11 protein-coding genes and 1 pseudogene are annotated in these 20,621 nt (G+C 69.8%); 5 read left to right on the forward strand and 7 right to left on the reverse strand.

Annotated elements, in window-relative coordinates:
* Positions 1-64 precede the first annotated feature (64 nt).
* Complete coding sequence (locus SRB17_RS24090; RefSeq protein ID WP_153542080.1) at positions 65-1,369, forward strand: MFS transporter; 1,305 nt, start codon at positions 65-67, stop codon at positions 1,367-1,369.
* Positions 1,370-1,437: 68 nt separating this feature from the next.
* Here SRB17_RS24090 and SRB17_RS24095 read toward each other — a convergent pair whose 3' ends face one another.
* Positions 1,438-1,974, reverse strand: a complete 537-nt coding sequence (locus SRB17_RS24095) for a hypothetical protein (RefSeq protein WP_323376165.1) — start codon at positions 1,972-1,974, stop codon at positions 1,438-1,440.
* Between the two features lie 138 nt (positions 1,975-2,112).
* Positions 2,113-4,655, reverse strand: a pseudogene (locus SRB17_RS24100) (SpoIIE family protein phosphatase).
* A 210-nt stretch (positions 4,656-4,865) separates the two neighbouring features.
* On the opposite strand from SRB17_RS24100, the gene SRB17_RS24105 reads away from it, so the two are divergent.
* Positions 4,866-5,909 carry a PP2C family protein-serine/threonine phosphatase gene (locus SRB17_RS24105; protein WP_323376166.1) on the forward strand — a complete coding sequence of 348 codons (1,044 nt, stop codon included), beginning with the start codon at positions 4,866-4,868 and terminating at the stop codon, positions 5,907-5,909.
* 236 nt (positions 5,910-6,145) lie between these two features.
* On the opposite strand, the gene SRB17_RS24110 is transcribed toward SRB17_RS24105, so the two are convergent.
* Positions 6,146-8,272 carry a glycogen debranching N-terminal domain-containing protein gene (locus tag SRB17_RS24110; protein ID WP_153542082.1) on the reverse strand — a complete coding sequence of 709 codons (2,127 nt, stop codon included), beginning with the start codon at positions 8,270-8,272 and terminating at the stop codon, positions 6,146-6,148.
* Positions 8,273-8,393: 121 nt separating this feature from the next.
* On the opposite strand from SRB17_RS24110, the gene SRB17_RS24115 reads away from it, so the two are divergent.
* Both SRB17_RS24115 and SRB17_RS24120 read left to right on the forward strand, forming a co-directional pair.
* Positions 8,394-9,449, forward strand: coding sequence for a LacI family DNA-binding transcriptional regulator (locus tag SRB17_RS24115; RefSeq protein ID WP_153542084.1), 1,056 nt, complete (start codon positions 8,394-8,396; stop codon positions 9,447-9,449).
* A gap of 143 nt (positions 9,450-9,592) precedes the next feature.
* Positions 9,593-10,411: a sugar ABC transporter substrate-binding protein gene (locus SRB17_RS24120; protein ID WP_228396209.1), complete on the forward strand. Its 819-nt coding sequence runs from the start codon at positions 9,593-9,595 to the stop codon at positions 10,409-10,411.
* Between the two features lie 34 nt (positions 10,412-10,445).
* Here the strand turns inward: SRB17_RS24120 and SRB17_RS24125 are convergent, their stop codons facing one another.
* Positions 10,446-12,878 (reverse strand): PQQ-dependent sugar dehydrogenase, encoded by a 2,433-nt coding sequence (locus SRB17_RS24125; protein ID WP_228396276.1) that lies wholly within the window; start codon positions 12,876-12,878, stop codon positions 10,446-10,448.
* A 631-nt stretch (positions 12,879-13,509) separates the two neighbouring features.
* Here SRB17_RS24125 and SRB17_RS24130 point away from each other — a divergent pair.
* Positions 13,510-14,502, forward strand: coding sequence for a sugar phosphate isomerase/epimerase family protein (locus SRB17_RS24130; RefSeq protein WP_228396210.1), 993 nt, complete (start codon positions 13,510-13,512; stop codon positions 14,500-14,502).
* Between the two features lie 125 nt (positions 14,503-14,627).
* On the opposite strand, the gene SRB17_RS24135 is transcribed toward SRB17_RS24130, so the two are convergent.
* The 3 genes from SRB17_RS24135 to SRB17_RS24145 form a co-directional block, all read right to left on the reverse strand.
* Entirely contained in the window at positions 14,628-14,861 is a 234-nt protein-coding gene (locus SRB17_RS24135; RefSeq protein ID WP_153542417.1) for a helix-turn-helix domain-containing protein, read from the reverse strand.
* Positions 14,862-15,121: 260 nt separating this feature from the next.
* Positions 15,122-19,174: a ThuA domain-containing protein gene (locus SRB17_RS24140; protein ID WP_153542087.1), complete on the reverse strand. Its 4,053-nt coding sequence runs from the start codon at positions 19,172-19,174 to the stop codon at positions 15,122-15,124.
* Positions 19,175-19,478: 304 nt separating this feature from the next.
* The gene (locus SRB17_RS24145; RefSeq protein ID WP_228396211.1) at positions 19,479-20,426 is read right to left on the reverse strand and encodes a multicopper oxidase domain-containing protein; all 948 of its coding nucleotides are present in this window, start codon (positions 20,424-20,426) and stop codon (positions 19,479-19,481) included.
* Between the last annotated feature and the right edge of the window lie 195 nt (positions 20,427-20,621).

Here is a 20,621-nt window from a genome sequence, read left to right on the forward strand (position 1 = left end):
GCCGCGGTGGCGGGCCTGAACACTGCGTGGTCGGGGGCCGCGGATCCGAGGGGGAGCCGGCGAGATGACGGAAGCAGCGAAGGATCTACCGGACGTCGGGCCGGAGACCGCCGCTCGGAACCTATGGCGTCAGCGGGATTTCCTGCTGCTGTGGAGTGGCCAGACGGTCAGTGAGACGGGCTCGGCGGTCACCCAGGTCGCTTTGCCGCTGCTCGCGGTCGTCGCGCTCAAGGCGAGCACGTTCCAGGTCGGATTGCTGACCGCGGCCACCACGCTGGCGTTCGCGGTGATCGCGTTACCGGCGGGTGCGATGGTGGACGGCGCTGCCAAGCGCTCCGTCATGATCGTCTGCGACGTTCTCCGTCTGCTGGTCGTTGGCTCGGTTCCGGTGGCGGCCGCGTTCGGCGTCCTGACGATGGCGCAGCTGTACGTGGTCGCGGTCGTGGCGGGTGTGTGCTCGGTGTTCTTCGACGTCTCGTACCAGAGTTATGTGCCGTCACTCATCCGCGCCGATCACCTGATGAGCGCCAACGGCAAGCTCGGGACCACCCAGGCGTTCGCGCAGCTCGGCGGACCGGGTCTGGGCGGCGGGCTGGTCGGATTGTTCGGCGCCGCGGGGGCGATGACGGCCGACGCCGTTTCCTACGCGATCTCGGTCCTGTCGATCCTCGGGATCAAGACCCGGGAGGATCCGCCGCCGGCGCGGCCGGCGGACGAGACGCTGCGGCGCCGGATCGCCGCGGGGCTGACGTTCGTGTTCGGGCACAGCATTCTGCGCAGGGTCGTGGCGTGCACGGGCACCGCGAACCTGTTCGGCGGCATGACGTCGGCGCTGGCGATGGTCTTCCTCATCCGGGTGCTGCACGTGCGACCCGCGCTGACCGGGCTGATCATGGCGGGCGCGGCCATCGGCGGGATCGCCGGCGCAGCGTTCGCCGGCCGGCTCGCCAAGAAGATCGGCTCGGCGCGGATCATCTGGGTGTCGATGCTGGTGTTCAGCGCGCCGCAGGTCATCGCGGCGGCTGCCTGGCGAGGCTGGGGGGTGCTGCTGTTCCCGCTGGGCTGGGGCATCACGGGCTTCTCCGGGATGGTCTACAACGTCGCGCAAGTCAGCTACCGGCAGTCGGTGACACCGCCGGAGCTGATGGGCCGGATGAACGCGGCCGTGCGCTGGGTTGTTTGGGGCACGCTGCCGATCGGCGGCGTCCTCGGTGGGCTGCTCGGCACGCTGATCGGCGTGCGACCCGCTCTCTGGCTGGCCTTCATCGGTGCGTGGGCGGCCGGCTGGTTCGTGTTCTTCTCCCCGCTCCGCCACATGCGCGACGTCCCCCGGCCGGCGCCCGCGTCCGCCCCCGTTGTCACGAGTTGACGCACGGGACATCAGCGAACAAGTCGGCGACGGCGACAGCCTGCTGGGCGTGGGCTGATGGCGCCGCGTCAGCCCTCGTCCACGCTGGACAGAGCTGCGGTGATCAGGCGGGTGGCGAAGTCGCGGTCGTCGGTGATCCGGTTGATGTGCTCCGCGAGCAGGAAGGCGGTGGCTTCCAGGGGGTTCATCTCGTCGTCGGTCCAATATCCGTACTGCTTGCGCCACAGGCTGGGGCTCAGGCCGGTGCCTGCGGCGATGACCAGGCCGGCCATGGTGGGGATGGCCTCGGGACGGATGCTCTTCGGCATCATGCGCATCGTGGCCACAAGGTTGGGCACCACGCACTCGATGACGTCCTTGTCGTGGTCCTCGTAGGCCATCCGCAGCCACTGCATGAACATGTAGATCAGCGTGCACGCCCCGTCCAGCATGTCATCGACTCCGCCGGGGCCCAAGGACGCGGCGAACTGGTCGGTCAGCGCTTGTTGTTCGGCGTCGGTCCGGGTCTTCTCGTCGTAGATGGCCTTGAGCCGGGAGTCGATCATCATGAGCGCTGCGCCCGCATCACCGGCGGGAGCATGCTGGGGGTCGCAGGGCGATGTCACAGTTTTCTCCTCGGGTGACCGTGGGTGGTGCGACGGGTTCGTACAGTAGCCCGCCGGTGATGCGAGGGTCTGGCGAATTCTGATGAAGGGCCCGGCGCCCGCACGGACCGGGGCGAAGGCGCTCGGGTTCGCCTCGGCTCACAGGCCCGGATCGTCGAACTGGTCGAGGTCGAACTGGTCGAGAAGGAAGTCGACCGGTGCGAGACCCGAGGCGGCGTCGGTGGGGTCGTGGAGAAGCTGCTCCGCCCGGATGACCTTGCCGCGGGTCGTGTGCCGCGTCCCCCAGCGCTGGGCGAACTGCGCCACCAGGAACAGCCCCCGGCCGCCCTCGTCCACGGTCGCCGCCCGTCGCAGGCGGGGCGAGGTGCCGCTGCCGTCCGACACCTCGCAGATCAGACTGCGTCCGTGCAGCAGCCGTATGCCGACCGCGGGCGAGCCGTACCGGATCGCGTTCGTGACCAACTCGCTGACGATCAACTCCGTGGCGAACACCGTCGCCTCCAGTCCCCACTGCAGCAATGTCTCCCGGCAGAGCACCCGAACCGCGAGAACCAGCGCCGGGTCCGACGGCACCTCCCACGCGGCCACACCCGAAGGCGGGAACTTCCGGGTGCGTGCCGTCAACAGCGCGATGTCGTCGCAGGAGTGTGACGGCTTCAGCGCGTCGATCACCGCCTGACACGTCTCCTCCGGCGTGCGGCCCCCGGCCCCGTCCAACGCCCGGCGCAGCCTCTCCATCCCGATGTCGTTGTCATGGGTGCGGTCCTCCACGAGGCCGTCGGTGTACAGCACCAGTCGGGAACCCTCCGGAAGGGGCAGCTCCACGGTCTCGAAGGGATAGCCGCCCAGACCGAGGGGCGCCGAGGCCGGTACGCCAGGACTGGTGACCGTGCCGTCCGGGCGCACCACCACCGGCTCGGGGTGCCCCGCCCGGGCCATCGTGCAGACCTCCGCCACCGGGTCGTAGACCGCGTAGAGACAGGTCGCTCCGGTCACGCCCGCCCCCTCGTGGCCGTCCGTGGCATCGCTCGTGTTCTCCTCGTTGTCCATGCGGACGACGAGGTCGTCCGGATTCCCGAGCACCTCGTCCACGGGCAGGTCCAGGGTGGAGAAGTTGTGGACCGCGGTGCGCAGCCGGCCCATCGTCGCCGCCGCGTGCAGCCCGTGACCTACGACGTCACCCATCACCAGGGCCACCCGCGCGCCCGGTAGCGGGATGACGTCGAACCAGTCCCCGCCCACTCCCGCCTCCGCGGGCGGATAGCGCCAGGCCACCTCCAGCGCGTCCTGCTCCGGGTGCCTCCGCGGCAGCAGGCTGCGCTGCAGCGTGACCGCCATCGCGTGCTCTCGGGTGAACCTCCGGGCGTCGTCGAGGGCCACCGCCGCCCGCGCGGCGAGTTCCTCCGCGAAGGTGAGATCCTCCGGCTCGAACGCCGGGGAATCCGCCGTCCGGTAGAAGTTGGCCACGCCCAGCGGTACGTTCCGCGCCCGCAGCGGCAGGGCGACCAGCGAACGCAACCCGCACTCCAGTGCCTTGCGGGCGCGGTCCGGATCCTGTTCCAGCCAGCCGTGTGACTCCCGCAGGTCCGCCTCCAGCATGACCCGTCGCTCCTGCAGCGCCCGCATCTGCGGCGTGCGGCGCGAGTCGGCCAGCTCCTGGGCCGTGCGCTCCACATCCAGGGTGGTCCCGATCTCCACCCCGGCCTCGTAGAGCAGCTTCAGCCGCTCCCGCGCGACCTCGGCCCGCCCCGAGACCGCCGCCAGCTCCGTTGTGTCGCGCAGGGTCACCACGCTGCCTCCCCGGTCGGCCTGCGGGTACGTCGGCCGCTTGTTCACCACCGGCAATCGGTCCCTCTTGGGATACACCTCATCGGTGACGGCCTCCGGCGACGACAGCAGACGCATGATCGGTTCCGGCGGTTCCAGCTCCCGCACCGGGCGCCCCGCACGTCCGCAGGCAGTCCGAGCAGCCGCGCCGCCTCGTCGTTGGCCGGCACCAGTCGTCCGTCGGCGCCCGTGATGAGCACTCCTTCGCGCACCGCGTGCAGGACCGCGTCGTGGTGCTCGTACAGCTCCGCCAGCTCCTCCGGGGCCAGACCGCGCGTCTGCCGTCGCAGCCGCCGCGACACCAGCGTCATGCCCGTGATGGCCAGCGTCAGTGCGACCGCGCCGCCGGCCAGGATGATCGGCAGCTGTGGCATCCACAGTCCCACCACGTTCTTGACCGTGATCCCGGCGGAGACCAGGCCGACCACCTTGCCGTGCGCGTCGGTCACCGGCACCACCGCTTGCACGTCCGTCCCCCTGCCCGCGGGCAGCGGTGGTCCACCGGCCTGTTCGACGACGGTACGGCCCTGCAGCGCCGGTGCGATGGTGCCGACGAAGTTCTTCCCGATCTCCCGCGGATAGGGGTACGTGTAACGAATCCCCTGCGTGTTCATGACCACGATGAAATCCACGCCGGCACGCTTCCGTGCCGCCACGGCTCGCGGCTGGAGCACCGCCGTCGGATCCCGGCTGTGCAGCGCCGCGGCCACGCCGGGGGCATTCGCGAACGACTGGGCAGCGACGACCGACTCCCGCCGCCCCTGCTGCAGGGCATCACCCGCCGCCTGGAGCATCATGCCCACCACTACGGCCGCGACCAGCAGGACCACGATCACGACCTGGAGAAGGAACACCTGACCGGCCGCACTGCGCAGGTCCAGCAGGGAAGCGCGAGGTTCGTGCGAGCGTCCGCCGGCCCTTCGCGATCGTCGCCCGGCACCTCGACGGCACTGGCACGAAGCCCGTTATGCCCCGATAAGATACGTTTTGTGATCAGGACAGGACGGCCTTGGCGTCACCGCCCTCCATACGGTGGCCGATGCGAGCCCGTACTGCTGTCCCCGGTGATCCTCACCGTCCTCATCGCCGGCCTGGCCTTCGCGACCCCCAGGGAGATCGCCTTCAGCCGTCTCCTGCCCGCCGCGCCCGCCCTCGCCGCCGCGATGTGGCCGGTGCTCCCGACGATCCTGCTGGGGGCGTTCTGCCTGATGGTCATGATCGGGCTCAGCCTCGTCTACGCCGATCTGGGGACGCCCTACACGGGGGCCGCGATCGTCGCGGTCACCCTGGCGGCCGCCTATACGAGCCATCTCCGGCTCCAGCGGGAGGAGACACTCTTCCAGATCCGGCTCGTCGCCGACGCGGCGCAGCAGGTGCTGCTGCGCCCGCTGCCGCGCCGGGTCCAGGACGTGGAGATCGAGTCGCTGTATCTGGCGGCCCAGGAGCAGGCCCGGATCGGAGGCGACTTCTATGAGGTGGCCGACACGCCGTACGGGGTCCGGCTGCTCATCGGTGACGTGCGCGGCAAGGGGCTGTCGGCGGTGGGGGCGGCCTCGGCGGTGATCAACTGCTTCCGGGAGAACGCCTACGACCAGCCCGACCTGAGGGGCATCATCCATCGCATAGAGACCAGCATGTGCCGCTACAGCCTCGGGATCCTCGACCCGGATCAGCCCGAGCACTTCGCCACCGCTCTGATCGCCGAGATCCCGTACGTCGGTGGGCAGCTGAAGATCCTCAACTGCGGGCATCCCCCACCCCTGCTGATGCGGAGCGGAGAGATCCGCGTCCTCGAGCCCAGCGTCCCCTCGCCGCCCCTCAATCTCTCGACGCTCCTCGGAGACGAGTACCACGTCGACACCGTCGCCTTCGCCTCGGGCGACCAGATGCTGCTCTACACCGACGGCGTATCGGAGACCCGGGACCGCACCGGCACGTTCTTCCCGCTCCCGGAGTGGATGCGGGAGCTCGGCCCGGCGGCCCCGCGTGAGCTCCTGGACCGGCTTCACCAAGACCTGCTCCACTACAGCGGCGGCAGACTCGATGACGACATCGCGGCCGTCGCCGTCCGCTGCAGACACCCCTGGGCCCAGGAGCGTTCTCCGTAGGGGGCTGGACGCCGTGGTGCGGGTGCGTCCGCCCAGCCGTCGGCGGAGGACGTGACATGGCCGGAGGCGCCTGCCATGACAGCACCCGCGAGGCAAGCATGACGGCGTCCACGAGGCGCAGACCGCCGGACGGCGACCCGAGGCGAGCCGGGTGACCGGGAAACGGTCACGCTTCGGTTCAGCGGGAGGCCGTACGCGGTCTCCCGGACCGGCCGCCGACGGGCAACCGGCCGGCGTCAAGACGTGACCACGGTCAGTCCCCGCGGCGCACTCACGTCCACCGATCCGTCCGCCGTGACCATGGCGTCCAGCCGGCCTCCGCCGACCTGGAGGCCGGTCACGGTGAGCGGTGCGTACGCCGAGGCGAAGCCGGGTGCCACAGTGACCGTGCCGGCGGGGACGTCCGCGGCGAGGCCCAGGGCGGCCTGGAGCACCAGCACCGAGGAGGCGGCCGCCCATGCCTGGGGGCGGCACGACGCCGGGTAGGGGGCGGGACCGGGCCCGGCCTCGGTGCCGTGGCCGGAGAAGAGTTCGGGGAGGCGGGCGTCGAAGGCGGCCGAGGCGGTCAGCAGGCCGCTCGCCAGGGACGCGGCGGCGTCCGGGAAGCCGGCCCTGACCAGGCCGTGTACGGCGATGGCGGTGTCGTGCGGCCAGATGGAACCGGTGTGGTAGCCGTAGGCGTTGAAGCCCACCGACTCGCTGCTCAGCGTGCGCAGACCATGGCCGGCGTCGAGATCGCGGCCGATGAGGCGGGCCGCCAGAACCGCGCCCTCCTCCTCGTTGAGCAGTCCGGTGCCCAGCAGATGACCGAAGCCCGAGGTCACCGCGTCCGCCGGCCGGCCGTCGCGGTCCAGGGCGACCGCCGGATAGGGGCCGTGGGCGTCCTCCACCCAGAAACGCCCGCGGAACCGCTCGGCGAGCCGCTCGGCCCACTCCTCCCACTCGTCGGCCCCGGCCCGGCCGAACGCCCGCAGCAGTGACGCCCCGGCGCGTGCCGCCTCGTAGGCATACGCCTGGACCTCGCACAGCGCGATCGGCGCCGAGGCGAGCCGGCCGTCGCGGAAGCGGATGGAGTCGTTCGAGTCCTTCCAGCCCTGATTGGACAGGCCCCGACCGGTGTGGTCGACGTACTTGAGGAAGCCGTCGCCGCTCGCTTCGGCCTGATCGCGCATCCAGGCCAGCGCCGATTCGGCGTGCGGCAGCAGCGCCTCGACATCCCGAGGGGACAGGCCCCAGCGCCAGGCGTCGTGGAGAAGGGTGATCCACAAGGGGGTGGCGTCGACCGTGCCGTAGTACACGGGTGGGAGGGACAGTCCGCCGTGGGGGAGCGAGCCCCGGCGTACCTCGTGCAGGATCTTGCCCGGCTGTTCCTCGGTCACGGGGTCGGCCACGGTGCCCTGGCGGCGGGCGAGCGTGCGAAGAGTGCCGGCGGCGAGGCCGGTGCCGAGCGGCAGCAGCATCCGGGCGGCCCAGAGCGAGTCGCGGCCGAACAGGGTCAGGAACCAGGGGGCGCCGGCGGCCAGGAACTGGTCCGGACGGTCCGGGGCGGGGGAGCGGGGGTCCGTCAGGCGCAGGCGGTCCAGGTCGGCGAGCGACTGCTCCAGCCACCCGTCGAGGCCGCGGTCGGCACTGCGTACCACGGGGTTGTGCCACGGCAATCGGTCCTGCGGCGGGGCCGGGAACTGGTCGCCCTCGGCGTAGGCCGCGGTGCAGGTCAACGTCATGCTCCAGGAAGTGCCTGGCCGGAGGGAGATGTCGTACGACAGTTGTCCCGCCGCCGGCTGGAGGACGTCCGGCGCCGGTTCGGCGGCCAGGCTGACGGTGAAGTCGCCGCCGGTCCAGGACAGGCCCTTGCCGCCGGTGTCCACGGCCTGTGGCGGTACGACCGGCAGCACCTGCCCGGACTTCACCTGCTCCATGGCGGCGAGGTCCGTCCCGGCGGTCACCGTCATCCGGAGGCGGACGTGCCCGCTGCCCGCGTTGGTGACCACGAGGACTTCCTCCAGCCGGCCGGCCGTCAGGTGGCGGTGCCGGTGCAGGGCGACCGCCGGGTCCGGCGTGGTCTCGCCGAGGCCGCGCAGGACCGCCCGGAAGTCCGCGCGGTCCACTCCGCGCACTCCGCCCTGGACCGGCGCCAGCGGGATGCCCTCGGCCGCGACGGTCAGCCGGGACAGGGCTCTGCGGTCGCCGTGGTAGAACCCGTCCGCACCCGCGCTGAGCTGTCCGTCCGCACCCGAGACCGCGAGGCTCGGCGCGTACAGGGTGACGACCGCGTCGTGCAGGAACGGCTGCAGGCCCGCGACGGAGGACGCGGGTTCCGGGTCAGGGCCGTCGGCGTCCTGGGGCTTGACATGGGTGTCCAAGGAAGTAGAACCTCTCAGTATTGGATCGTTCCAAAGACACTAAGCCTGTCCTCAGAGCCGTGACAACGCTTTTGGAACGCTAAATGAAGGCCACAATCTCCCCTGTACATCGGAGTGCCGCATGTCCCGCTCCAGCAAGACCCCTTCGGCCAAGGGCGGCCCGGTGACCCTCGCGATGGTCGCCCGGCGGGCCGGGGTCTCGCCGCAGACCGTGTCGAACGCGATCAACTCACCGGACATGCTCCGGCCCGAGACCCTGGAGCGGGTCCGCCGCGCGATCGACGAGATGGGCTACCGCCCCAGCCGTGCCGCGCAGACTCTGCGCACCCGTTCCAGCAAGCTCATCGGCTACGGCATCCAGCCCGCGCCGGCGGGTCAACCCGTCATGGACCGCTTCCTGCACGCCCTGTCACAGGCCGCGGACGTGGCCGGGTACCGGATCCTGCTCTTCGCCTGCCCGCCCGGAGGCCCGAGCCTGGACGGATACGAGGAACTGCTCGCCCAGCACGAGGTCGACGGCTTCGTGCTCAGCGGTACCGACCGCGGCGACCCACGGCAGGCGTGGCTCGCCAGGCGAGGGGTGCCCTTCGTCGGCTTCGGACGGATGTGGTCGGGCCGCCAGATCGGTGACTGGGTCGACGTCGACGGCGCCTCGGGCACGGACGCCGCGGTCGAACACCTCATCGCCCAGGGGCATCGCAGGATCGCCTTCCTCGGGTGGGAACGCGGCACCTCCGGCGCCGGTGACGACCGAGCCGAGGGCTGGCAGCGGGCGATGCGCCGGCACGGTCTTGTGACGCGCGGGCGGCGCGGACAGAGCGTGGACGACAGCGACGCGGCCCGCGCCGCCGTGAAGCCGCTCCTGGACGCGGGCGCGACGGCCGTGATCGCGGCCAGCGACATGCTGGCACTCGGCTGCTACCAGATGCTGCGCGAACGCGGCGCCCTCCCCGGAAGGGACGTCGCCGTGGTCGGCTTCGACGATTCCCCGACCGCCGGGATCCTCTCGCCCGCCCTGACCTCCGTCGCCCAGCCGCTGGAAGAGGTCGGCCGGGAGTGCGTACGGCTGCTGCTGGCACGGATCGCCGCTCCCGACGCACCGCCCGAGCGCCTGCTGCTGGAGCCGGCGCTCGTCGTGCGCGACAGCACCGCGGCCGCATCCACCGCAGGCGACTAGCCGTCCGCTGCGAGGCGGCCGGGTGTCCGACCCGCCGTCCCACATCAGAAACGTTCCCCTTCTCCCTCCCCACCCCCCGGGCCCACGACCGCACGAGGCCCGGGTGGAGCCGCCCCCACCACCCCGATCCCCCGGAGGAACCCATGGTCAACCGCACGGCCACCGCGGCCCTCGTCACCTGCGCGGCCCTCCTGTGCGCCACCGGCTGCTCGTCGAGTTTCGGTGGCGACAAGAAGACCGCACAGGACACCGGCTCCAGACAGCACCTCACCGTGCTCATCGCCTCCTCGGGCGACGCCGAGACCAAGGCCGTCAAGGAGGCGGCGGCCGCCTACGCGCAGCGGTCCGGCAACACGGTGACCGTGGACGTCGCCAAGGACATCAACCAGCAACTCGCCCAGTCCTTCGCCGGGCACAAGCCACCGGACGCCTTCTACGTCAACTCCGACCAGTTCGCCAACTACGCCAAGGCCGGCTCTCTTTACCCCTACGGCGACCAGGTCAAGGACGCGGACGACTTCTCCGCCCGGCTGCGCGCCTCCTTCACCCACGACCGCAAGCTGGTCTGCCTGCCCAAGGACACCTCCACCCTCGCCCTGGCGATCAACGACGACCTGTGGAAGAAGGCGGGCCTGACCGCCAAGGACTACCCGACCACCTGGGGCCGGCTCAGCACGGTCGCCGCCAAGCTGACCAAGGGAGACGTCACCGGACTGGTCGTCAACGGTGAGTACGCGCGCCTCGGGGTCTTCCTGCGCCAGGCCGGCGGCTGGATAACCAACCCCGGCCAGACGAGGATGACCGCCGACACCGCCCAGAACACCAAGGCCCTCGACTATGTGCGCTCGCTGCTGAAGTCCGGCTCCCTGAACCGGGCCATGCCTCCACGAGCCCCGGGTCCGGTACCTGAGGGCGGAGAGGGTCCGTTTGCGAACAGCGCTGCCCCGCCGGGCCGTCGGTGACGGTTCGGCGGGGCAGGGACGGGCTCGTGTCGTGTCAGCTCATCGTGAACGAGTCCAGGCTGAACAGGTCGCCGCTGCCGCCCTTGAAGACGAAGTACAGCTTGTGCGTCCCGCCCGGGTCGGTCACCGGAGCGCTGACCGTCGTGAAGGCGCCGGAGGTGTCGCCCACCGTCGCCGTGCCGGCCAGCGGGCCGTCGGGGGCGTCGGTGTGGACCTCGATGGTGCCGCCGGCACCGCTCGACGCGGCCCGGAAGTCGATCTTGCTCACACCCTGGAGGTCGTACGGGTCGAACTCGATCCAGTCACCGTTGCCGATCGACGTGACGGCCTTGCCGCCCTCGGCGCCGGCGACGGAGCTCGTCTGCACGCCGGACTGCGTGCGGTAGAACTCCGCCTGCCTGCCCTTGGGCATCAGGATGATCTGCGTCGTGCCGGTGAGGTCGGGGACCCCGGCGGTCGGGGAGGTGTCGGTGTAGCTCGCGGAGAAGATGCCGTAGAAGTCGTCGGAGTCGGTGTGGCCCGCCGTGGTCATGGAGAACGTTCCGCTGCACCCCGTGGCCTGCGAGAGGTTGTGGGAGTGCATGTCATGGCCGAGCGAGTAGCTGACCTGGACCTTGGAGCAGTCCACCGGGGTGCCGTCCGGGTCGGTCGCGTCGATCTTCCATGCGACCTGGTCCCCGTCCTTGAACGTCAGCCCGTTCGGGGGCTCGGAGAACTTCAGGACGGGCGCGGAGTTGCCCACCGTGACCAGGACGGCGGCGACGCCGGTCCTGCCGCTCGGGTCGCTGACCGTGAGCTTGGCGTGGTACTGCCCGTTCGTGGTGTAGGTGAACGAGGGTGTCGCACTTGTGGAGTCGGTCGTGCCGTTGTTGTCGAAGTCCCACGCGTAGGTGAGAGTGTCGTTCTCCGGGTCGGTCGAGCCCGTGCCGTCGAACTTGACCGTCAGCGGGTTCTTGCCGGACGTGGTATCCGTCGTGATCGCCGCGGTCGGCGCCTTGTTGCCCGGCGCGTACTCGATCTTGTAGAGCCCGGCATCCAGGGAGCCGCCGAACCACGCGCTGCCGTAGTCGAGCACGTACAGCGAGCCGTCCGGACCGAACTCGGTGTCGATGGGCTCGACCAGGCGGGCCCAGTCGTTGCCGTTGGTCAAGGTGTCGATCGACTGGATCTTTCCGCTGCTGTCCGAGGCGATCGGCTTGATCCAGTGGGCGCCGAACTCGTAGGCGAAGAACTTCCCGTCATAGCTCTCGGGGAACTTGACCTGGGACTTCAGCGCCGAGTCGTATTGGTACACCGGGCCGCCCATCGGCGCGCCCTCCCCGCCGAGCTGGGGGAACAGCGGGTTGCCCGCGTAGTGGTTCCATATCCAGGCCGGCTGGGCCGGAGGCAGGTTCTTCAGGCCGGTGTTCAGGGGAGCGTCGTTCACCGGGTGGGCGCAGTCGAAGGGCTGCCCGGACTCTCCGGTGGCGAAGTCGTACTGGACGTACGGCGTGTTGTTGCCGATGCAGTACGGCCATCCGTAGAAGCCGGGCTTGGTGATCCGGTTGTACTCGACGGTGTTCTCCGGCCCGCGCTTGGGGTTCGCGCTGCTGGCGTCCGGGCCGTAGTCGGCCAGGTAGACGACGCCGGTCTTCTTGTCGACGTTGAACCGGAAGGGGTTGCGGAAACCCATCGCGTAGATCTCGGGACGGGTCTTGGCGGTGCCCTTCGGGAACAGGTTGCCGTCCGGGACCGTGTAGGTGCCGTTGTCGTGCACCTTGATCCGCAGCAGCTTGCCGCGCAGGTCGTTGGTGTTGGCCGTGGAACGCTCGTTGTCGAAGACGGGGTTGCGGTCAGGTCGCCGGTCGATGGGGGCGTAGCCGTCGGATGCGAACGGGTTGGAGTCGTCGCCGGTGCTCAGCAGCAGGTTGCCGTCGCCGTCGAAGTGCATGTCGCCCGCGACATGGCAGCACTGCCCGCGGTCGGTGTCGACCCGCATGATCTTCTTCTCGCTGGACAGGTCCAGCTTGCCGTCGGTGAACGTGAACCGGGACAGGTGGTTGTAGCCCTTGTACGGCGCGAAGTCGGCGGCCGTTCCGTTCTCCGGGGCGTCGGTCATGGGGGTGTCGAGCCGCGGCGCGTAGTAGGCGTAGACCCAGTGGTTCTTGGCGAAGTGCGGGTCGAGCGCGAGGGTCTGCAACCCGTCCTCGTCATGGGTGTACACGGAGAGCTTCGCCGCCACGTCGGTGAGACCGTCGAGGGTCGTGTAGTAGACGGTGCCGTCACGGGAGCTGTGCAGTGCGCTGCCGTCGGGGAGCACCGCGAGACCCATCGGCTCGCCCACCTGGTCCGGTCCCTTGGCCAGGGTGACCTGTTGGAAGTCGGACGTCGCGGCGGTGGAGGCGGCCGCGGCCGTTCTCTCCGGTGCCTCGCTCCGCGCATGCGCGGACGTCGTCGATCCGGCCACGGCGACCCCCACGCCGAGCATGGTGCTCAACGTGGCGGTGAGTAGCCGGCTTACTGGTTTACGCACGTACTGCCTGCCTCTCTTGGGGCGCTGCGATGGACGTCGCGCGAGCGGTCGCGTCGCGCGAGGCCGGCCGGGTTGGGATGCCTGGGCCGGCGGGAGCCGGTCGATCGGTGGAGGGGGCGGAGGGCCCTGGGAGGAAGAGACGGCTCGCAGGGGTTCACGGCCCCCTGGTGAAGCGTCATGAGCGTGGCTCCCCGGCCAAGACCCGTCAAGGAGCTACTGCTCGGTAGCAGCGTTTTGCGCCCTGAAGTGGACACATCTTTTGCTCATCTGGTGAAAAGTAGCGCCTACTTGTGCTGAACTATCGACGGCTTCAGGCGTTCATCGTCCTCCGGGAACGCGTCGAGGCACTCCTGTTGCCATCCCGCGGGCCGCGGGCAGGTGCGCCTCGGCAGCCCGCACCGCCCTCGGTCACCGGGCGCGACTCCGGTTGCCCTGCCGTCAGTTCCGCCGACGGCCCACCCGCCGGACGCCCAGGCCGATGAACGCCCCCGTACCACCACGCCGCCCGGACACCGGGCGGGGCGGCTCCCCTTGACGGCCCCTCGCCGCGGCCCACCGCGGACGGGTGCTTCACGACGAAGGAGTGATGATGGGTCAGTTCGCCCATGACTTCGACCGCAGAGGCTTCCTGCGTGCGGCAGCCGCAGGCACCGTGGCCATCGGTGCGGCAACCCTCGCCGGCGCGGTCCCCGCCGCCGCCCAGACGCCCGCCCCCGATGCCCCGCCCAACGGCGCGGCCCTGAGCATTCCCAAGGACGCCATCGGCATCCAGCTCTACAGCGTCCGCGACAAGGTCTACCAACTCGGCTTCCGCGTCGTCTTCGAGGAACTGTCGCGGATGGGCTTCAAGGAGGTGGAGTTCGCCGGCTACACCCAGGACCCCGCCATCCTCGGCCGGCAGATCACCCTCCAGGAGATCCGCACGCTGCTCGACCACAACGGCCTGCGAGCCATCGGCAGCCACATCGGCATCGGCAGCTTCCGCAGCAACCTGCAGCAGGAGCTCGACAACGCCGAGATCCTCGGTATGCCGAACATCGGGACCCCGAACGCTCCCTCGGACACCCCCACGGTCGCCGGGTACCAGGCGGCCGCGGAGGACTTCAACCGCTGGGGCGCGGCCGCGTCGGCGCGCGGACTCAAGCTCTACCAGCACAACCACTGGGCCGAGTTCGCCTTCGCCTCGGACCAGCCGGCGGTGCGCCTGTACGACGTGTTCCTGAAGAACACCGACCCCGCCCATGTCTACCTCGAGATGGACGTGTACTGGGCCTTCGTCGGCCAGTTTCGCTACCCCGGCTTCGACCCCGCCGCGTACGTGCGCAACCACCCCTACCGGTACACGCTGTTCCACATGAAGGACGGCACGTCCGACCCCAACGCCGGTGACGGTTACGACATGACCGAGTTCGGCGCCGGTGACATGCCCTACCAGCGCTTCATCCACGCGATCGGCCCGTTCGGCAACCACCACGGCATCTGGGAGCAGGACACCGCCCCCGACACCCAGCCCAACCCGCCCGGCTCGTTCGGTGCCGCCCAGCGCAGTTACGCGGGGCTCGCGGACCTGCTGTCCTGAACTGCCGTCACCGCCCGTTCGCCCGCTTCTCCGGTTCTCACCGGGCAAGCGGGCGAACGGGCTTGTCGTTGCTCCCGCGCCTCTGCCGGCGCGGACCCTGCCGCCGGCGGGGCCGGCGAGCGGACTCAGATCAGTCGGCGTCGAGCGGCCCAGGCGACGGCCTCGATGACGCTGCTGACGCCTATCTTGTCGCACACGCCTCGGTAACGTCGTCGCACGGTGCGGGGGCAGACATGGAGTCGCCGGGCGACGGACTCGACCGGCAGGCCGGTTGCCAGCAGCGACAGCAGGTGCACCTCGTCGCTGCGCAGACACGGGTTGTCGGGCTGGGGCCGCCGGTCCGTCTCGTAGCTGAGCATGGACACTTCCGTCCTCCTTCGCCGAGTGCGGCCGGCAGGGAACGCGGGGAAGGCCGCCGCCCGGATGGGTGGCCAGAACCCGTGATCGACCGCGGGGTCGTCAAATCGCTTACACGTTTCAAGTAGCTTGGGTAACTGATCACATGCGCACGGTCAAGGGTGCGCCACCACATTGATGTGGTCTACATGAATGGTTTCACCTCGGTTCGCGCCAGAGCCGGGCTCGGGGCCGCGGCCCCGAGCCCGGCACGGACCGCTCCTTACGACAGGTCCCGCACCCGGATGTTGCGGAACTCGATCAGGTCGTTGTCACTGTGGTTCTGCAGCCCCACGTAGCCGCTGACGAACTGACGCAGATCCGTGGGCGGATCGCCTGCACGCGACGACGACTTGCCGGGCGTGTTGTCGAACTCGTTGATCACCACGCCGTTGCGGATGATCGTGTAGTGCTGCCCGACGACCCGGATCTCGTAGTCGTTCCACTGTCCCTTCGGGGTGACCTTCGCATGGTCCAGGTCGAGTGGATCGAAGTTGTACACCGAGCCCGTCTTCTGGGGTTCACCGGTGTCACCGTCGTAGATCTGGATCTCGTTGCCGCAGTAGATCGCCACCCACTCCGGAGCGGTGCGGGCCGATCCCGTGGTGCTGCAGCCCTCGGGCCGCTGGTCCAGCGGCGTCCGCGGATCGGGGAACCTCACGAACACACCGCTGTTGGCCTGGTGGCCCTCCGGAGCTACATCCCGGAACTGCAGCCGGATCGAGTAGTCCTTGAACTGCTGCTTGCTGTACCAGAGCATGCCCATGCCGCCGGAACTGCGCATGGTGCCGTCCGGCAGGAGCGAGAACCGGCCCGCGCCCGCCTGGCTCCACCCGGCGAGGCTGGTCGCCGATCCGTCGAAGACGGACGTGTACCCGGGTGTCTTGCCGATGGGCGACTGGGCGCCTTCCTTGCTGAGCGTCGCCGCTTCGTGGTTGTCGATGACGCCGTCCTTGCGGAACTGGTCGACCAGGTCGTTGAGGTTGCTGACGAAGGCGCCGTGGTTGGGCCAGGTGCCCTCGTCGTCGATCAGGTCGTTGATGGTGCATCCGCCGCCGGCCTTGTGGTTGGCCACACCGGTGTCGGTGTCGAGCAGCCAGACCGTGGAACGGGCGTCGGGCGCAGTGCAGCCCGCCGTCACGTCGATCTTCCCCGTGGAGTGCTCGCCGTTGGCGTAGGTCACCTTGAGGGTGGCGTGGTAGGTGCCGTAATCGGCGTAGGTGTGCGCCGGGTTGGCCTCGTGCGACGGCCGGCTGCCGTCACCGAAGTCCCACTCCCAGGAGACGCCGCCCGCCTTCGCGGCCGAGAACTGGATCGTCCGCGGCTTGCTCTGCGCGACGGCGCGGCCCGAGGCCTCGCTCGGGTTCGGCGTGGCAGGGCCACCGTGGTAGGTGACACGGACCAGCTTCTGGTTCGGGTCGAGGCTGAAGAAGCCGCCGGCGTAGTCGAGCATGTAGAGCGCGCCGTCCGGGCCGAACTTGGCGTCCATCCAGCTCTGGACCTTGTTGTCCCCGGTGCCGCCGGGGAGGATCTGGCGCAGGTCCTCGCCGAATTCCGGCTGGGACCGGTCCTTGACGTTGTCCGGGGTGACGGTGACCGCGACACGGTTGTTGGCGTTGGACTCGTCACCGATGAACCACTTGTCGTCCCAGTACGCCGGCCATGCGACACCGCTGTCGGTGTCGACCTCCGAGCGGTGGTAGGTCGGGCCGTTCATGATGGCCTGGCCGCCGCCCTTGAGGTAGGGCTCGGTGTACTTCTCGTCGCTCTGCACGTACGTGGGCAGCCCGCTGCCGTCACTGCGCTTCGGGTAGACGACGCCGCCGCCCTGCGGCGAGTACCAGATCATGTTGCTGCGGATCGGCGGGAGGTCCACAAGTCCGGTGTTGCGCGGCGAGGTGTTCTTCGGGTGGTCGCAGTCGTACCAGCCGGTCAGCACGCTCGCGTCGGTGTTGCTGCGGTCGCGGTACGGCTGCTTGTCGCCCATGCAGTACGGCCAGCCCTGGTTGCCCGCGGAGGTGATGATGGTCGCGGTCTCGTACTTGGCCGGGCCGAGCTCGGGGTCGGGCGTCGGCGCGTCGGGGCCGACCCAGGCCGCGGTCAGCCAGTTGTTGGTCTTGTCCCAGGCGATCCGTGCGATGTTGCGGACACCCATGACGTAGATCTCCGGACGGGTCTTGCCGCCGCCGTCCTCCTGGCCGGTGAAAAGGTTGCCCTTGGGGATCGTGTAGGTGCCGTCGGGCTCGGGGTGGATCCGCAGGATCTTGCCGTTGAGGTCGTTGGTGTTGCCGGCCGTACGGCGGGCGTCCTGGAAGGACAGGCCCTTGTAGTCCTTCGTCCAGTTGTTCCCGGAGTAGCCGGCCCCGGCTCCCTGGGAGGAGTTGTCGTCACCGACGCCGACGTAGAGGTTGCCATCGTTGTCGAAGGTCATGCCGCCGCCGGTGTGGCAGCAGCTGTGGATCTGGGCGGTCCAGTGCAGCAGGTCCTTGCGGGTGCTCTTGTCGATCGACTGGTTCTTGAAGTCGTAGGTCAGTCGGGAGATGGTGCGCTGGCCCGTCTGTTTGTCCCGGTCGACCGACTCGTGCGGCATCCAGTAGATGTAGATCCAGCCGTTCTGCCCGAACTTGGGGTCGAGCGTGATGCCGACCAGCCCCTCCTCGTTCTTGACCAGCTCGTCGCCGCTGCCCCGGTTGCCCATCACGTCGAGCGTGGTGAGCAGCTTGACCTGCTTGGTCTTGGGGTCCCACTGGTGGATCGTGCCGCAGCCCAGGCCCACCTCGGGGTCGTTCCAGTCGGGGATCGGACCGCTCGGGCAGGCCGCCTTGCCGATGTAGAAGACCTTGCCGTCGGGGGCGATCGTCAGACCGTGCGGCTCACCGATCTGGTCGAGTTGGCCCTGCTGGTTCTTGCCCGTGAGCCGTTCGACCGAGTAGTTCGACGCGATGGTCGCCTGGCAGTCGCCACGGACCATGCCGGTCGTCCACTCGATGGCGCCGAGCAGATGACTCTGGAACTTGGTGTCCGAGGTGTAGCTGTCCTCGGTGCGGCCCATGCCGGTGTAGAACGACCGGCCGCCGTCGTAGTCCCGGCACCAGGAGATCGGGTGGAAGGCGCCGTTGCCCGCCGGTCCGGCGTCGTAGGAGTTCTCCTCGACCTGGGCGACCGTCTGCACCTTGCCGTTCGGGTTCGGGTCCCAGTTCATCCACTGGTCGGAGCGGGTCCACTTCAGCGGCAGGCCCTTGTTCGCCGGGTGTTGACGGTCGGTGACGTCCACGGTCGCCTGCTGCACCTTGGTCTCCGGTGCGGGCGCCGGGTCGGCGCCGAAGAGCCGCAGCTCGGCCAACTGGATCAGGGGCTCACCGGAGTTGGCGGTGATGTTCAGCCGGTAGTACGCGTAGGCCGTGGTGTTGGAGAACTTGTACTGCTTGGTCTGGAAGCGGTCCGGGAAGTTCTGGCCGGTCTGGGTGTCCAGCGTCTTCCAGGTGTCCCCGTCCTGAGAGCCCTGCAGGGTCCAGTCCTTGGGGTCCCGGCCGGGGTAGTCGTTGGCCGACGTCAGCGCGTACTGGGCCACCGCGACCGGATGGTCCGTCTTCGCCGTGACCCACGCGGTGTTCTGGTGCGCCAGCCACTTGGTGGTGTTGCTGCCGTCGAACAGCTTGGCCTTCGTCTCGTTCGGCGGGTTGTCGTCGCTCGCCGTGACGTCCGCGACCTTCTCGGAGGCGGGCAGGCTGGCGGCTGGACGCGTGCCGATCAGGCCGGTGAACCAGTCGGAGCCGGCATCCGCGCGCGCGGCGTCGTGGACACCGACGAAGCCGCCGCCGCCCTTGACGTAGGCCTGGAACGCGGACTCCTCGTCGGAGGTGAGGGACACGCCCTTGGCCGACAGGAAGACCACGCCCCGGTACTGGGCCAGGCGGTCGGGGGTGAAGACGGACGGGTCGTCCGACTCGGCCACGGAGAAGCCGTTCTTCTGACCCAGTTCCTTGATCGTTGACACGGCGGTCGTGACGGGATCGTCCTGCTGATCGGTCGGCCCGTGGAAGACCAGGACGTTCACCGGGGCTTCGGCGCCGGCACCCTGGTCCTGGCTGCCCGCGGACGGCGCCTGCGCTTGTGCCTGCACGGCCGGCAGCGCGGACAGCCCCAGTGCCAGTGCCGAGCCGGACAGCAGGACGACCGCGCGGCGCCAGGGCGGCGCCTGGCGGGAGGCCCGCGCGGATGGCGACGGTGGTGCTCCACTTCGTCGTGACAGGGTGAACCGGTCTCTTCGGCCCATGGTTGCTCCTTGACTCGATCCGACAACGGAGGAGTGGTCAGGGGGTGGAGCCGGGCTGCCGCACGGGTCCCGCACGGCAGATGCCGGGCGAGGCGGATTCGGATCGGCCGTGAGGACGTACGGCGACGGCCGGGGCGCCGGAACCGGTGAGGTCGCGGAACGCCCCGGGACCTCACAGCCCGGGACCCCGCGGCCCGGGCCCGACCGACCGGCGGCAGGTGGTGCACGCCCGTCGGACCGTCCGGTCAGGTCGGACGGGCGTGGCTTCGGGGGCGGAGAACGGGGCGGGCACGGATCGCCCGGGCTACATGGGCATGCCGCCGCCGGGGACCGTGCCGTCGGCCTCGGTCACCAGGAAGACGCCGGACATCCCCATGTCCGAGTGGCTCTGGACGTGGCAGTGGTACATCCAGGCGCCCGCGCCGACCCGTTCACCGGCGATCACCTGGAACCCGAAGGAGTCCGCGGGGCCGGTGGTCTTGGTGTCGATGACCCGGCTGACGTCCTGCGGACCGTCCAGGATCCCGGTGCGGTTGTCCACCCAGCGGTGGCCGTGCACATGGAAGGTGTGGAAGAAGTCGCCGTGGGTGATCACGACGAACTCCACCCGCTCGCCACGGACGGCCTTGAAGGTGGGAGTGTCGGGAGCGATCCTGTTGTTGATGGTCATGTCGTTGAACACGACCGTGAACTGCTTGTCGGGCAGCACATCGCCCTTGCGCCGCACCACCACGGGGCCGTACAGCCCCTTCTTGATCCCGCCGGTGCCGTGCTCGGTGCCGACGTTGTGGTCGTGGTAGTGCCAGTAGCCGGCGCTTCCGGCCTCCCACGTGCCGTCGTGACGTCTGCCCGGGGCGTGGGTGCGCCAGACGTAGGTGCGCCGGTCGCCGGGCTGGACGACGCTGTCGTTCATCTTGGTGCCGTCGCTGGCGGTGTCGTAGTCCAGGCCGTGCACGTGCAGGCTGGCGGCGACGTCGAGGTTGTTGACCACCTCGATGTTCATGGTGTCGCCCTCGGTCAGCTCGATGAGCGGGCCCGGAATCGTCGCCTGTCCGGGGTGGAGGCCGTAGCCCATCTCCCCGTTCGGCAGCTTCTCCATGTACAGCGTCAGGTTGCGGACCGCGCCGCCCTTGTCGTCCGCAGCGGGTTTGTCCGAGGGCGCGGCGCTCGCGGTGCCGCCGAGCACCGCGGGGGCGACGGCCGCCGCCACAGCTGAGGTGGCGAACGATCGGCGGGACAAGAGGCGTCGCATGCCTGCGCCTGGGTCGGTCATCGCTCTCCAATCCGCGACAGGCGTCGGTGCCTGCAGGCGTTTCGTGGTCGTGAGGTGCGCCGCCCCAGGCAACACAGCATCCGGACGCGGCGGTTTGCGGTGGTGCGCCGGGCATCGGGCCCCGTGGGGCCGGCAGAGGAGTCGTCGGTGGGTCGCCGAGCCGGGGCCGTCCGG

It is taken from the genome of Streptomyces sp. RB17, assembly GCF_009604455.1.
GTDB lineage: Bacteria > Actinomycetota > Actinomycetes > Streptomycetales > Streptomycetaceae > Streptomyces.